This is a genomic window from Chromohalobacter sp. HP20-39, assembly GCF_033052815.1.
GTDB lineage: Bacteria > Pseudomonadota > Gammaproteobacteria > Pseudomonadales > Halomonadaceae > Chromohalobacter.
The window spans coordinates 97,532-112,773 of the sequence record NZ_JAWHTP010000004.1; the positions used below are offsets into that span (position 1 = coordinate 97,532).

The window sequence follows — 15,242 nt, forward strand, 5'->3', positions numbered from 1 at the left end:
ACATGAAGGCGACCATTTCAACCATGAGACCGGAGGCGCCGACGCACCAGTAGCACCAGCTCGATACAGGCGAGGAAGAGCAGCATGTAGCCGGCAAGCTCGGTGACCTCCTCGGCGGCATCCTTGATGACGCGTTGAAAGCTCTCGCCGAGCATGGCCTCCCAGAAGGCAGTGCGGCCATAAAGGCGCGAGAAGACATACGTCATGAGGAAGCCGGCGGCGAACATTCCGAAGCCAAGGCTGTTGGAAATCGACTTGAACTCCTCGACGAAAGCATGCCGGTGGCGAATCACCACGAACAACGTCGGTAGCACGATCAGCGTCACGATGACCTGCCAGGCACCGTCGAAGACATAGCGATCCAGCCAAGCGTCGTTCTCCCGGACGAAGGACGCGAACAAAAAGGCGCCGAGCAACAGGCTGACATTGGGAATGGCGTCGGGACGGCGGTATAGGTAGACCATCAGTAATGAGCTGAGCAGCAGTAATGCCGACTGTGTGAGTTCGGTCAATGACATCTCGGAAAACCGGCCGACGCCGGATTGAGCGTCCAACATGACCAGCTGCATGATGCTGACGATGATCAGGATATAGCAAAGTGCGCGAAGGCAAGTTGCCTTGAAGCCGATGGCTTCGGGGGGCGGAGGCGAATGCGTCATACGTGGTCTCTGGCGTGCGTTGCGGCGGCGGTGACTAGAAGTTGGTTAATGCTTAATTTTAGCAAGAAAATTAATTTTGAGAAACGCTGTTTCCTATCTGCCAGGTAGTGCTTTACAGAAGCTGGAGGGGATTTCAAACTAACGATGTCGTCCTACCATTGTCGGAGAGCGGTTGCATGCAAGCAGAATTGCTGGAGATTCGTCAGCACATGGCGCAGTACCCGCCTTTCGAGCAGTTGTCCGACGACTTGCTCGATGAGTTGGCCGGTCAGGTCGAGGTCGGGTACTTTCAAGCCGAAACCGATATCTACCGTCATGGAGATGCCGTCGACTACCTTCACTACATTCGTAGTGGAGCCATCGACCTGTATCGTCGCAACGGCGATCTATACAACCGACTCAGCGAAGGTGACATCTTTGGTCAGTTCGACTTGCTTAGGGATCGTCGGGTGCGTTTTCCGGCGCGCGCGATCGAAGACACGCTGATCTACTTCATTCCTCATGCAGCGTTTCAACATCTGTGCGATGCAGACGACAATTTTGCCGATTTCGTCGAGGTCGAGCGTCCGCGCCTAGAGTCTACCGTCGATCAGCAGCGCAAGGGTCATGAGATGCTGATGACGCGGGTGCGTAAGCTAGCCTCGCGCGCCCCGGTGATGGTGGAAAGCAACGCCACGGTACAGGAGGCGGCGCAGCGCATGGGCGAGCACAGTGCTTCTTCGGTGCTGGTTCTGGCGGCGCCACAAGCGCCGGATGACTCGCATGCCTTTATGCATGAAGATGGGCAGCCGCGCCGTATGATCGGCATCCTCACCGACCATGATTTGCGTAACCGCGTTCTGGCCGAAGGCCTTCCGGCGAGCACGTGTGTCGGCGGCCTGATCGATGCGCGTCCGATTACCATTCAATCCGACGAGTCGGTCTATGAGGCGATGTTGCGCATGCTGCGCAACAATATTCATCACCTGCCGATCCTGCATCGTCGGCGCCCGATAGGTGTGTTGCATCTGTCTGATATCGTGCGCTATGAAACCCGCAGTAGCTTGTACCTGGTCGACAATATTTTTCGTCAGCCCAGTGTCGATGGTCTCGCCGCGATGAAGAAGGACGTGCGTGGCGCCTTTGTCCGTATGGTCAGCGAAGACGATAACTCACAGATGGTCAGCAGTTCGCTGTCGACTATCGGGCGGGCGTTCACACGGCGCTTGTTGGAGCTGGCTGAAGAAGAGCTGGGGCCGCCCCCGGTGCCGTATTGCTTCATGGCGCTAGGCTCAATGGCGCGCAACGAGCAATCCATTGTCACCGATCAGGACAACGCTCTGGTGCTCGATGATAGTTTCGATCCCGAGCAGCATGACGCCTATTTCCTGACATTGGCACGCCGCGTCAGTGATGGGCTGGCGGCCTGTGGTTATAGCTATTGCAAGGGCGACATCATGGCCACCAACCCGCGTTGGCGGCAGCCACTGCGCGTATGGCAACAATACTTCAGCGACTGGATCGACAATCCTAGCGCCGAACGCCTGCTGCACAGCTCCATCTTTTTCGATCTCGACAGCGTGTATGGCGATGAGGCATTCGTCGAGCGCTTGCAAGACCTGGTCGCTGAGCGTGCCTCCCAGCGTCCGCGCTTTCTGGCCGCGATGGCGCGCAATGCGTTGAATCGTACGCCTCCGCTTGGTTTTTTCCGCACTTTCGTGATGGAAAAAGACGGCGAACAGAACAACACGATCAATCTCAAGCGTCGCGGCACGGCGCCCTTGGTCGATCTGATCCGCGTGCATGCGCTGGCCTGCGGCTCACGGGCGCAGAACTCCTTCGAGCGTCTCGAGGAGATCAACAAGACTCGCTTGCTCGCGGGGCATTCCGGGGAACGGATTCGCTACGCCCTGGAATTCATCGCCATGGTACGTATTCGTCACCAGGTCATCGATATTCAGGAAGAGCGTGAACCTGACAATAACATCGAGCCCGAAAACGTCTCGGATAACGAGCGCCACAATCTCAAGGATGCCTTCCAAGTCCTGAGTAATGCCCAAAAGTTCTTGAAGTTCCGTTACCCCATGCCTTCCCAAAAGCGCTGATATTTGAATGAAGCCATTGCTTGCACGCCGCTCCCCGACGCAGCCTACATGGGCGGACCATTTTATGGCACGTCGCGAGCAAACGCGTGATACGGCATTGAAGCGCTACTTCGATGTCGGTGTACCCACGCCGCAGACGCCTATCAGTGACGTGCCGATGCTGGCCATGGACATGGAAACCACCGGCCTCGATGAGCAACGTCACGCCATCGTCAGTATCGGCGTGGTGCCTTTCGACCTGAAGCGTATCCGGCTCGCCGAGCGGCGTTACTGGATCGTGAGACCGCCGCGCCCTCTCGATGAGCGCTCGATCACCTTTCACCATATTACTCATAGCGAGATCGAGCAGGCCCCCGACCTTGATGATGTTCTCGATGAGCTATTGGCCGTGATGGCCGGGCGTATCGTCGTGGTGCATTATCGTCATATCGAGCGCACCTTCCTGAATGCGGCCGTCAAGGCACGGCGTGGCGAAGGAATTCACTTCCCGGTAATTGACACGATGTCGCTGGAGGCGCGTCTGCATCGTCAGTCGTGGTGGGCGCGTCTGCGGCGCTGGTCGGGGCGTCCGCCGGCGTCGATTCGCCTGCCCGATAGCCGCACGCGCTATGGTTTGCCGGCCTACCAGGCGCATCATGCCTTGATCGATGCTCTGGCGACGGCCGAATTACTGCAAGCCCAGGTCGCGCATCGTTACAGCCTCGACACGCCACTGAGCGAGATCTGGAGCTAAGCTAATAGGCGAGCGTTTCGTTTTGTACGGAGAGCGTTGTCGCAAGAGAGGTCCTGAAAACGAAGAAGGCGGCCCATGGGCCGCCTTCTATGTGTCGCGAATTCAGGAATTCGCTTAGTTGCTGCGCGGTTCGCTCATCAGGCCTTTGACGATGGCGTAGCAAGCTGCCAGCAGGACCAGCGTGAAGGGCAGACCTGTGGTGATCACTGCGGTTTGCAGAGCAGTCAAGCCGCCGCCCAACAGCAGGGCGATAGCGATCGCGCCTTCGATCAGGGCCCAGAAAACACGCTGGGGCTTGGGTGCGTCGACCTTGCCGCCGGCGGTGATCGAGTCGATGACCAGTGAGCCCGAGTCCGAGGAGGTGATGAAGAACACCATCACCAGTACGATCCCCACGAACGAGGTGATCGCGGTCAGTGGTAGTTGGCCGAGCATGGTGAACAGCTGCAGCTCCAAAGCGGCGTTCTGGACGCCTTCGAACCCATTGGCAACGACCTGGTGGATGGCGGTGCCGCCGAAAGCGGTCATCCACAGGATCGACACCAGTGTCGGCACCAGCAGCACGGCAATCAGGAATTCACGCACGGTGCGACCACGGCTGACGCGAGCGATGAACATCCCTACGAACGGTGACCAGGAAATCCACCAGGCCCAATAGTACGCCGTCCAGCCTTGCGTGAAGCCAGTGTCTTCACGGCCGAAGGGGTTGGAGAGGGCGGGCAGGTTTTTGACGTAACCCCACAGGTTCTCGAAGAAGCCGGTGGCGATCAGTAGTGTCGGGCCGACGAAGATCACGAACATCAGCAGCAGGAAGGCCAGCGCCATATTGACCTGCGAGAGGCGTTGCACGCCCTTGTCGACACCGGCGAGTACCGAGCCCAGCGCCACCAGCGTAATACCCAGAATCAGGATCACCATGGTGACGTTGGTATTGGGCGTATCGAACAGGTAATGCAGCCCCGCAGAGGCTTGAGAAGCGCCCAGCCCGAGAGAGGTCGCCAGACCAAAGAGCGTGGCGAACACCGCCAGGATGTCGATGAGGTGGCCTGGCCATCCCCAGACGCGCTCACCCAGAACCGGGTAGAAGATAGAGCGCATGGTCAGCGGCAAGCCCTTGTTATAGGAGAACAGCGCCAATGACAGGGCCACGATGGCGTAAATGCCCCAGGGATGAAGCCCCCAGTGGAAAATCGTCGCGGACATGGCGAGTTGCATGGCCGCTTGCTCATTGCCTGCGGCGCCGCCTAGTGGTGCACTCGATGCGCCTTGCATCGAGGTGCCGAAGTGCGTCAGCGGCTCGGAGACGCCATAGAACATCAGACCGATGCCCATCCCCGCCGCGAACAGCATGGCGAACCAGCCGGCGTAGCTGAAGTCAGGGGTAGCGTTGGCGCCCCCCAAGCGGACTTTGCTCAGCGGAGTGAAAATCAGTACGACGGCGAGTACCACGAAAATATTGGCAGCCAGAATGAAGAACCAGTCCATGCTGCCCGTCAAGAACGAGAACATGACATTGAAGACCGGTGCCACCTGGTTCTGGAATGCCAGCGTCACGATGACGAAAAACAGGATCACCAGTGAGGAGATCGTGAAGACCTTGCCATGAAGGTCAAAGTCGATGCCGAACTTCGTCGAGGTTATGTTGTCTTGACCAATGACGTAGTCGGTATCGATCAGGTTGGCCGGCCCATCCGGAGCCGGTACGCCCTCGGAGCCCTCATTCGGCTCTTGCGTATCGTCCTGCGAACGTTTGTCCATGAGAATTCTCCGTCTCAGGTAAGCGTCGATTGCGTCGTTGACGCGAGATATGCCTTATTGGCGGTTAGCGCATTGTACTTAAGAAGTTTTCAGAGTTGAGTCATTTTTGCCATCTAAACCTTAAACGTTTCGTCAGGCGCAGCGCAAAAAAAGCGTTACCCGGTGATCGAGTCTTTCAGTGATCACTGTCGCGGGCCGCTTCCTCGACGATCCAGTCATGCACGGCGCGTACCCGCCGATCGTCCAGTGCGCCGGGGTGGTAGACTAGGCCATAGGTCTTGCCGGTGGACACGGCGCCGGCGAACGGTGCAATCAATGCGCCGGTATCGAGCTCGTCGGTAATCAGTGTGCGTCGTGCAATCGCCACCCCCATGCCGGCGATAGCCGCCTCCACGGTCAAGTGATTGCGATTGAACGTATAGCCACGTCGCACGTTGACCGATTCGTCGCCCAACGCATGCAGATAGTGCTCCCATTCGGCGTAATCGTGGCTACCGCGCCACGCGGTAACGTCATGCAACAGCGGGTAGTAGCCCAGATCTTCCGGGCGCACCAGCGGCGGACGTCGTCGCAACAGCTGTGGCGAGCATACCGCAAAGATCTCCTCATCCATCAGTGGCGTGATCTGGAAGCCGGCGTAGCGTCCGTCGTTGAGGTCAATGGCCAGCTCGAACTCGCCCTCGCGCAGTGACAGGTTGCTGTCCTCGGAGGCGACATGCAACTCGATGTCGGGAAAGCGTGCCTGCAATCGCGTCAATCGCGGCATCAGCCACTTGGCGAGAAACGAGGGCACGCAGCGCAAACGCAAAACGCCGCTCATCACCCCCGTACGCAGTCGCCGAACCTCCATCCCCACTGCATCGTAAGCTTGGTCGACCACTGTGGCTAGGCGTTGCCCTTCATCGGTGAGCTCCAGGCGTCGTGGTAGGCGGCGGAAGAGCTTGAAACCCAGTCGCGCTTCGAGCTGCTTGATCTGCTGACTGACCGCACCGGTCGTCACATGCAGTTCTTCAGCGGCTCGGGTAAAGGAAAGGTGCCTCGCGCTGATGGCGAAGACTTTCAGCCAGGCATGGGTTTGGGCGTGCAGGGTACGGCTCATGATTTAGAAATTCTAAAGCTTGGTCGAATTATTCTCCGTTGCCCAGCGTTCAGGCTGGCACCAAGCTAGAGTTAAATCGAGTGACTGACAAGCTCGTTTAGAAAATTTGATTCATGAAGACTGCTCGAGGTGACACGCATGGCAATCAGTGTGTTCGATCTGTTTAAAGTGGGGATTGGACCGTCCAGTTCGCATACGGTCGGCCCCATGCGTGCGGCCTGCGACTTCATCGATGTGCTGCGCGCACATGATTGGCTGACGCGTGTCACGCGCATCGAAGTGCATCTGCATGGCTCGCTGTGCGCCACTGGCAAAGGACATGGCACTGACCAGGCTGTGATCATGGGGCTCATGGGCGAACGCCCCGCATGCATCGACCCGGAGATAGCCCCCGCCTGCATGGAAGAGCTACGCGAAGCGCAGACGTTAATGCTCGCCGGCCAGCATCCTGTCTCATTCCCCTGGGCACGCGACATGCAATGGCATGAAGAGCCGCTTGCCTATCATCCCAACGCATTGCGTCTCATCGCTCATGCCCACGACGAAGAGTTGTATCGCAACACCTATTACTCCGTGGGCGGCGGCTTCGTCGTTGACGAGTCGCAGGCCGCCAGCGGCGCACTGGATTCCGATACTACCGCGTTGCCCTATGATTTCGCCACGGCGGAAGAGCTGCTCATGCTGTGCCGCACGCATGGATTACGTATCAGCGAGTTGATGCTCGAAAACGAGAAGGCTTGGCGCGACGAGGCAAGCGTTCGCGACGCGTTGTGGCGTGTCTGGGAGGCGATGAAAGACTGCGTTGACAACGGCTTGCGCCACGATGGCGTGTTGCCCGGTGGGCTCAATGTCAAACGCCGGGCCAGCACGCTGCATCGGCGCCTGCAGGCGGCCAGTGACAATACCAGCGTGATCGCCTCGACCTTTTCGGCGATGGATTGGGTCAATGTCTTCGCCCTGGCCGTCAATGAGGAAAACGCCGCCGGTGGGCGCATGGTGACCGCGCCGACCAACGGTGCAGCGGGCATCGTGCCGGCGGTATTGCACTATTACATGCAGTTTCAGCCGGATGCTTGTGAACGTGATGTCGTCGACTTCCTGCTCACGGCCGGCGCGATCGGCATCCTGTGCAAGAAGAATGCCTCGATTTCCGGTGCCGAGGTCGGGTGCCAAGGCGAGGTCGGCTCGGCCTGCGCGATGGCTGCAGCCGGGCTCGCCGAGGTAATGGGTGGCACGCCCGCACAGGTTGAGAACGCCGCCGAGATTGGCCTTGAGCACAACCTGGGATTGACCTGCGATCCCATCGGCGGACTGGTACAGGTGCCGTGCATCGAGCGCAACGCCATCGCCTCGGTGAAGGCGATCAACGCCGCACAGATGGCGCTGGGCGGTGACGGTGAGCATTTCGTGTCCCTCGACCGCGTCATTCGTACCATGCGCGATACCGGTGCCGACATGCAGGATAAGTACAAGGAAACCTCGCGCGGTGGCCTGGCGGTGAATGCCATCGAATGCTGATGTCGAATCGTTCGATCAACCCTTTGGGACGCCCGTGTGGCGTCCTTTTTTTGGTGCGCCAGGCATGGCGCGCAGCGCCTTGAATGGCGCTGTTCCCGAGGGTGGTGCCTCGGGATGACTTGGGGGTGAAAGTCCCCTGCACGCCCGGCAAGGGGAAGTGCTAGCCGACGGCAAGGGTGTCCCCCGCGAGGGGGAATCTGAAGGCAGCCCGAGGCAAAACGCTGGCCTGACGAACAGGAAGCGGATACGAGGCGTCATGGCGGGGTGAGGTGGCCAAAATCATCAAAGCCCGGTACTTGCACGGAACGCCATGACGTATATCCGACAGGCATAAGCGGGAAGGTCGCGCGTCTTACCCTGGGAGGTCTGGTGGTCTGCCACGGGGCTACCGGCGTCGAGAGGCGACGGGACGGGCCACCAGACGTCAGCAGAGGCCATAGTAAGTGCCGGTTCACCGCGGCACCAAGGGCCGAACATGAAGAACCGCGAGTAGGCGATGACGCCTCGAGGATCGATCATGAAGACAGAAACTGGCGCTGATACCGCCACCCACCCAGAGGGGCAGGGGCAGACCCCCGAGCCCCAGCCGGTGGGCGTCGAGACGGTCCCGGCGTCGTCATCGTGGACGAAAGCGGAGCCAGCCCCGCTCATGGAGGCCGTGCTTGATAAAGCCAACATGGCGCGGGCTTACCGTAAGGTGGCTGCTAATAAAGGAGCACCGGGTGCCGATGGCATGACGGTGCAACAGTTGGTCGACCATCTGAAGGTGCACTGGCCAACGCTGCGCGAGCGGCTGCTGGCCGGTGAGTACCACCCCAACCCGATCCGAGCCGTCGAGATTCCCAAGCCCAAGGGCGGGACGCGGCAGCTCGGTATTCCCACGGTCAGCGACCGGCTGATCCAGCAGGCGCTGCTCCAAGTGCTGACGCCGATCTTCGATCCGGACTTTTCCGAATCAAGTTACGGCTATCGCCCCAAGCGCAGCGCCCAGCAGGCCGTCTCGGCCATGAAGGCCCATGTCACTGCCGGCCACCGCTGGGTGGTCGATCTTGACCTGGTAGCCTTCTTCGACCGAGTGAACCACGACCTGCTGATGGCACGGGTCGCGCGGCGCGTGCGCGACAAGCGAGTGCTACGCCTGATCCGACGCTATCTGGAAGCCGGCATGTTCCAGAATGGCCTGACCACGCCACGCCGGCAGGGAACGCCCCAGGGCGGGCCACTTAGCCCGTTGCTGGCCAATATCCTGCTGGACGACGTGGACAAGGAACTGGAACGCCGGGGTCACCGCTTTTGCCGCTACGCCGACGACATGCAAATCTATGTGCGGAGTCGGCGAGCGGGCGAGCGCGTCATGGCCAGCCTGAGTGATTTTCTCGAGAATTCGCTTAGGCTCACGGTCAATCGCGACAAAAGTGCGGTGGACCGGCCCTGGCACCGTGGGTATCTAGGCTACACGCTGACCCGGCACAAGCTACCGAAGCTAACGCTGGCCAAGGCCAGTCTGCAGCGCCTGATGCAGCGTGTTCGTGAGATCCTCAAACGCGGCAGGGGGCGCCACATTCGACGCGTCATTGAAGAGATGGTCCCCGTCCTCCGGGGCTGGGCCAGCTATTTCAGCCTTGTCGATGTTAAACGCCCACTGGAAGCGCTGGATCAATGGATACGCCGCCGACTGCGCTGCATGATCTGGCGACAGTGGAAACGACCCAGCACCCGGCGCCGCAAGCTCCTGGCGCTAGGTCTGGGCGCCCACCAGGCGTCGAAGTCGGCGGGGAATGGGCGAGGCCCCTGGTGGAATGCCGGCGCCTCACACATGAATCAGGCCCTGCCGAATAAGTGGTTCGTTCAGCGAGGCGTGATTTTGGTACTCGATACGGTAAGATGGCTTAGTCGTTCTTCATGAACCGCCGTATACGGAACCGTACGTACGGTGGTGTGGGAGGGCGTCGGGGGTGACCCCGGCCCCTACCCGATATTCGGGATCGCACCGCGAAGCCTTCTGTGGTTTTATTCCCTCGCAAAATAGCGCGTATGGTGTTGCCGGGATATACTCGGCGCCCGTTCAGGACTCCGACGAGATAAGAAGGTCGCTCATGAGCGAGACAGATAGCTGTATCATCCGCCATTTCCGGCATTACGCCAATCTCACCGAGAGTGACGAGGCTCTGTTGGACTCGCTCGAGCGCGAGCCGCGCGAGGTCGAACGCGGTGAGGCTCTATGGCAAACCGACGATCCGGCGGGGCGTTTTTGTACGCTTTCCAAGGGCTGGGCGTACTCCTTCCGTGACATGGAGGATGGCTCGCGCCAGATTCTCGAGATATTGCTTCCAGGGGATGTCATCGGCCTGCGCGAATTCGCCTTCCATGAGCGCCTCTCCGGGGTCATGATGATCGATGATGGCGTCGTTTGCGATTTCCCGCATCGTCGCCTGGTCGAGGTGTTTCGCGAATCCTCTACGCTGTCGATGATCTTTTTCGCCGTGTCCTCGCAACAGCAGGCCTTGTTGACAGAGCGTTTGATCAATCTAGCACGGCGCAGTGCGCGCCAGAAGCTGGCTCACCTGATCTACGAGATGTACATACGCCTGCAGCGCACCATGCCTCATGCCACGCGGCGTTTCCGTCTGCCGCTGTCGCAACAGCAACTGGGCGATGCGCTGGGCCTTACCTCGGTGCATGTCAGCCGTACGTTGAGCGGGTTTCGTGAGGATGGGTTGTTGATCCGCGAGCGCCAGTGGGTCGAATTGCTCGATCCCGATGCCTTGGCCCGAGAGGCTGAATTCGCCGGGCGATATCTGCGTGATGGGCTATGGCCTATCTCGGGGGAATGAGCCACGAGATTGTCGTAATAGGCACGCGTCAGGCTTGTAACATGTCCGGCAAGCGTGCGACCAGGAAGTCCACGAACTGACGCACCTTGGGTGAGAGGTGCCGGTGACGCGGATAAATCGCCCACACTGCGGTGTCGGCGAACTGATAGGCATCCAGCACCGACACTAGTTGCCCCTGCGCCAGATACGGCGCCACGTAGTAGTCGGGTAGCTGCGCCAGCCCCAGGCCTTTCAATACTGCATCGAGCAATGCCGGTCCTGAGTTGGCGCGCCAGCGGCCCTCGATACGTACTTCCCGGCGCTGGCCGTTGACCTCGAACAGCCAGCTATCACGGGAGCCGCGCAGGCAGTTGTGATGAGGCAGCTCGGCCAACGAATGGGGCGGCGCGGCACGCTCGAAGTATTCCCGCGCGCCGACGACGTATTCGCGACGCTCGCACAGCCGCCGCGCGATCAGGCTCGAGTCACGCAGCACGCCCATGCGAATGGCGACATCGAAGCCCTCCTCGATCAATTCGACCTGACGGTTGGTGAAGTGCATGTCGACTTCGAGCTGCGGATGCAAGCGCTGGAAGTCGTTGACCAGTGGGGCTATGTAGCGCTCGCCGAACGTGGTAGCACAGGTCAGCCGCAATGTGCCCTTGGGTCGCGACTGGAAGTCGACGATGGCTTCCTCGGCCTCGCGAAAGCCATCGAACAAGTGGCGGCAATGCCGGTAGTAGAGCGCGCCGGCGTCGGTGAGACGCGTCTGGCGCGTGGTGCGGTATAGAAGCGTCGTGCCCAACTGGCTTTCGAGCTGGCCGACAAGACGGCTCACATGCGAAGTGGAAACCTTCAGATGCCGCGCAGCGGCGGAAAACGTGCCTAAGCGAGCGACTTCGATGAAAGCCTCGATGCGATCCCAGCGCTGCATTGTTGCTCCACGGCAATAATGTTGTGATGTCGTAAGCATTTATCCAAGCGCGCCCACTGCCTAGACTGGTGGGGTTAACCACGCGCGCCTAGACTGCCTTTGCTGGCGCATCGGGCGCCGCCACGATCGACGAAGGAGAATGCCTGATGAAATCACGCGCCGCCATCGCTTGGGAAGCCGGCAAACCGCTGGAGATTGCCGAGATCGACGTCGAAGGGCCCAAGGCCGGCGAGGTACTGGTTCAGATCAAGGCGACCAGCGTCTGCCATACCGATGCCTATACCCTTTCCGGGGCCGATCCGGAAGGCAACTTTCCGGCGGTGCTAGGCCATGAAGGGGCAGGCGTCGTCCAGGAAGTCGGCGAGGGCGTCACCGGCCTCGAGCCCGGCGATCACGTCATCCCGCTGTATACTGCCGAGTGCGGTCAGTGCAAGTTCTGCCTCTCCGGCAAGACCAACCTGTGCAGTTCGGTCCGTGCAACCCAGGGCAAGGGCGTGATGCCCGACGGCACCTCGCGTTTTTCCAGGGACGGCCAATCGCTGCATCACTACATGGGCTGCTCGACGTTCAGCGAATATACCGTGCTGCCGGAAGTCTCGCTGGCGAAGGTGTCTTCTGCAGCGCCACTGGACAAGATCTGCCTGCTGGGCTGTGGCGTCACCACCGGCATCGGCGCGGTGATGAACACTGCCAAGGTCGAGCCAGGTGCCACTGTCGCCGTGTTCGGCCTGGGGGCCATCGGCTTGGCGGTCATTCAGGGCGCACAGATGGCCAAGGCGAGCCGTATCATCGCCATCGACGTCAATCCCGACAAGTTCGAGCTGGCGCGTCAGTTTGGTGCCACCGACTTCGTCAACCCGAAGGACTACTCGGACCCCATCCAGCAGGTGATCGTCGACCTGACCGATGGCGGCGTCGATTACTCCTTCGAATGCATCGGCAACGTCAACGTCATGCGCAGTGCACTGGAGTGCTGTCACAAGGGCTGGGGCGAATCGATCATCATCGGCGTGGCCGGCGCCGGTGAAGAAATTTCCACGCGGCCGTTCCAACTGGTGACCGGGCGCGTCTGGAAGGGCTCCGCCTTCGGTGGCGTCAAGGGCCGCAGCGAACTGCCGGGTTACGTCGACGATTACATGAACGGCAAGCTCAAGATCGATGAGTTCGTCACCCAGGATATGGCGTTCGAGGAGATCAACGAGGCGTTCGAGTTGCTGCACGCCGGCAAGAGCATTCGTACCGTGTTGCACTTTTGACACGCGCCCGAAGCTGCGAGAAAAGCGTTTGATTGATCGCGCCCGATGCCGCGCGATTGATATGCGGGCGCCAATATCGGCGCCCGCTCCGGCATGATACAAGGAGGATACATGACCATATCCGAATCGTTGGAGCTGGTCTCCGCCACCAAGTCGTTCGGCGGCTGGCTGAAGCGTTACAAGCATCACTCGCGCGCGCTCGACTGCGAGATGGTCTTCGCCATTTACCTGCCTCCCCAGGCGGAAACCGACAAGGTGCCGCTGCTATGGTGGCTCTCGGGGCTGACCTGCAACGACGAGAACTTCATGCAGAAGGCCGGCGCGCATCGCGTGGCCGCTGAGCTGGGCATGGCCATCATCTGTCCGGATACCAGTCCGCGTGGCACCGATCTACCCGGCGAGCACGACAGTTACGACTTCGGGTCGGGGGCAGGCTTCTACGTCAATGCTATCCAGGCGCCGTGGTCCAAGCACTACCGCATGTACGACTACGTCACGGAAGAGCTTCCCTCGGTGGTGCGCCAACATTTTCCGCTCAACGGGCGGGAAGCTATCAGTGGGCACTCCATGGGCGGTCATGGCGCGCTGGTGTTGGCTCTGCGTCAACCTGGTCGTTACGCTTCTGTGTCGGCGTTCGCCCCGGTGGTCAACCCCATCGTCTCGCCTTGGGGGCAGAAGGCCTTCACTGCCTATCTCGGCGAGGATCACGGCAAATGGACGCAATACGACGCCTGCGAACTGATCGCTAAGGGGGCATCACGCCAGCCGCTGTTCATCGATCAGGGCGAGGCGGATAACTTCCTCGATGAACAGCTCATGCCCGAGCGCATCGAAGCCACCTGCGAGAAGCATGACCATCCGCTGACCCTGCGCCGTCAGCCGGGTTATGATCATAGTTATTTCTTCATCGCTACCTTCATCGAAGAGCATCTGCGCTATCACGCCGAGCATCTGCAGCGAAAGCGTTAGACGCCACGCCGGACTCATGCCCCGCCCAGATGAATTGGTGTGGGGCATTTTTTTGAAAGCGTCATAAATATGTCGTTTTTGATAGCGTGAAACGACGCTTTTAGATACGTTGAGGGGGCGTCATCTCGTCACACTCAAGACGTTGAAACCAACTTCCTACAATGACAATACACCCCTGGTGAAGCACTACCAGTGGCTCCGACCGTGACCCGAGGAGAACCGCTGATGGCCATGACGAGCGATCGTCCCGCGCCGCCTACCGCCCCCGATGCGCCGCTGCGTTTAGGGTTCTTGTTGATGGATAATTTCACGCTGATCTCGTTGGCCTCGGCGGTGGAGCCGTTGCGTATGGCCAACCAACTGGCCGGGCGTGAACTGTACCAGTGGACCACGCTGAGTACGGATGGCGAGGCGGTACGGGCCAGCGATGGTTTGCTGATCACGCCCGATAACGGCATGCACGAGCCGCTGGCGCTCGATATGGTGTTCGTGTGTGGCGGTGTCGGCATCCAGTGTCATGTCACGCGTGAACATGTGCTGTGGCTTCAGGCCCAGGCGCGCCAGTCGCGACGTATAGGTGCGTTGTGCACCGGCAGTTGGGCGCTGGCCAAGGCGGGGCTGCTCGACGGCTACGAATGCAGCATTCACTGGGAATTCCAGGCCGCCGCACAAGAGGCCTATCCGCGTGCCACGCTGACCACCCGGTTGTTCTCGATCGATCGTGACCGCGCCACGGCGTCTGGTGGGACCGCGCCGCTGGACATGATGTTGACGCTGATTGGCCGTGACCACGGCCGCGAGCTGTCGGCGGCGATCTCCGATATGTTCATCTGCGACCGCGTGCGCGGCGAACAAGACCAACAACGTGTGCCTCTGCGGCATGTGCTGGGTACCAGCCAGCCGAAGCTGCTCGAGATCGTGGCGCTGATGGAAGCCAACCTGGAAGAGCCCATTGCCCTTGACGAGTTGGCGAACTACGTACATGTCTCGCGCCGCCAACTCGAGAGATTGTTCCAGAAATATCTGAGCTGCTCGCCGTCGCGCTATTATCTCAAGCTGCGTCTGACTCGCGCCCGGCAACTGCTACGTCAGACCTCGATGTCGATCATCGAAATCGCCTCGGTCTGCGGGTTCGTCTCCACACCGCATTTTTCCAAATGCTATCGGGAATACTTCGGTACGCCGCCGCGCGACGAACGGCAGATGCGTCTGGCGAGCGCCAGCGTGACGCTGACGCCCGCCAATCTGAGCACGGGCAATGAAGACGACGCCTATGTTGCGCCGCGCGCCTCCAGTGCGATGCAGGCCCTGGCCCAGGCGCAGGGTGAGCCCACCTACGCGAGTGTGCATTTGGGATAGCGCGTGTTTGCGTTATTCATGCGGCCGAGATGCCGCTTCTTCCGGGGCCGTCCGATCATC

At 60.2% G+C, this 15,242-nt stretch carries 12 protein-coding genes; 8 read left to right on the top strand and 4 right to left on the bottom strand.

Going from position 1 to position 15,242, the window contains the following annotated elements; translation table 11 throughout:
* Positions 1–17: 17 nt before the first annotated feature.
* Complete coding sequence (locus RVY79_RS10050) at positions 18–659, bottom strand: hypothetical protein (protein ID WP_317463995.1); 642 nt, start codon at positions 657–659, stop codon at positions 18–20.
* A 176-nt stretch (positions 660–835) separates the two neighbouring features.
* Between RVY79_RS10050 and RVY79_RS10055 the strand changes: the two genes are divergently transcribed.
* Positions 836–2,743 (top strand): DUF294 nucleotidyltransferase-like domain-containing protein, encoded by a 1,908-nt coding sequence (locus RVY79_RS10055; RefSeq protein WP_317463996.1) that lies wholly within the window; start codon positions 836–838, stop codon positions 2,741–2,743.
* Positions 2,744–2,750: 7 nt separating this feature from the next.
* On the top strand, positions 2,751–3,476 hold the full coding sequence (locus tag RVY79_RS10060; RefSeq protein ID WP_317463997.1) for a 3'-5' exonuclease: 726 nt from the start codon (positions 2,751–2,753) through the stop codon (positions 3,474–3,476).
* 114 nt (positions 3,477–3,590) lie between these two features.
* Here the strand turns inward: RVY79_RS10060 and RVY79_RS10065 are convergent, their stop codons facing one another.
* Positions 3,591–5,234: a BCCT family transporter gene (locus RVY79_RS10065; RefSeq protein ID WP_317463998.1), complete on the bottom strand. Its 1,644-nt coding sequence runs from the start codon at positions 5,232–5,234 to the stop codon at positions 3,591–3,593.
* Positions 5,235–5,409: 175 nt separating this feature from the next.
* The gene (locus RVY79_RS10070) at positions 5,410–6,333 is read right to left on the bottom strand and encodes a LysR substrate-binding domain-containing protein (protein WP_317463999.1); all 924 of its coding nucleotides are present in this window, start codon (positions 6,331–6,333) and stop codon (positions 5,410–5,412) included.
* Positions 6,334–6,471: 138 nt separating this feature from the next.
* Between RVY79_RS10070 and RVY79_RS10075 the strand changes: the two genes are divergently transcribed.
* The 3 genes from RVY79_RS10075 to RVY79_RS10085 all read left to right on the top strand — a co-directional run bounded on the left by RVY79_RS10075 (position 6,472) and on the right by RVY79_RS10085 (position 10,685).
* Positions 6,472–7,851, top strand: coding sequence for an L-serine ammonia-lyase (locus RVY79_RS10075; protein ID WP_317464000.1), 1,380 nt, complete (start codon positions 6,472–6,474; stop codon positions 7,849–7,851).
* 517 nt (positions 7,852–8,368) lie between these two features.
* Positions 8,369–9,757 (top strand): group II intron reverse transcriptase/maturase, encoded by a 1,389-nt coding sequence (ltrA, locus tag RVY79_RS10080; RefSeq protein ID WP_317464001.1) that lies wholly within the window; start codon positions 8,369–8,371, stop codon positions 9,755–9,757.
* A 190-nt stretch (positions 9,758–9,947) separates the two neighbouring features.
* Positions 9,948–10,685, top strand: a complete 738-nt coding sequence (locus RVY79_RS10085; RefSeq protein ID WP_317464002.1) for a Crp/Fnr family transcriptional regulator — start codon at positions 9,948–9,950, stop codon at positions 10,683–10,685.
* A 28-nt stretch (positions 10,686–10,713) separates the two neighbouring features.
* On the opposite strand, the gene RVY79_RS10090 is transcribed toward RVY79_RS10085, so the two are convergent.
* Positions 10,714–11,598 (bottom strand): LysR family transcriptional regulator, encoded by an 885-nt coding sequence (locus tag RVY79_RS10090; RefSeq protein ID WP_317464003.1) that lies wholly within the window; start codon positions 11,596–11,598, stop codon positions 10,714–10,716.
* A 146-nt stretch (positions 11,599–11,744) separates the two neighbouring features.
* On the opposite strand from RVY79_RS10090, the gene RVY79_RS10095 reads away from it, so the two are divergent.
* The 3 genes from RVY79_RS10095 (at position 11,745) to RVY79_RS10105 (ending at position 15,182) form a co-directional block, all read left to right on the top strand.
* On the top strand, positions 11,745–12,854 hold the full coding sequence (locus RVY79_RS10095; RefSeq protein ID WP_317464004.1) for an S-(hydroxymethyl)glutathione dehydrogenase/class III alcohol dehydrogenase: 1,110 nt from the start codon (positions 11,745–11,747) through the stop codon (positions 12,852–12,854).
* 111 nt (positions 12,855–12,965) lie between these two features.
* On the top strand, positions 12,966–13,823 hold the full coding sequence (fghA, locus tag RVY79_RS10100; RefSeq protein ID WP_317464005.1) for an S-formylglutathione hydrolase: 858 nt from the start codon (positions 12,966–12,968) through the stop codon (positions 13,821–13,823).
* 225 nt (positions 13,824–14,048) lie between these two features.
* Positions 14,049–15,182: a GlxA family transcriptional regulator gene (locus RVY79_RS10105; protein WP_411161723.1), complete on the top strand. Its 1,134-nt coding sequence runs from the start codon at positions 14,049–14,051 to the stop codon at positions 15,180–15,182.
* Positions 15,183–15,242 lie beyond the last annotated feature (60 nt).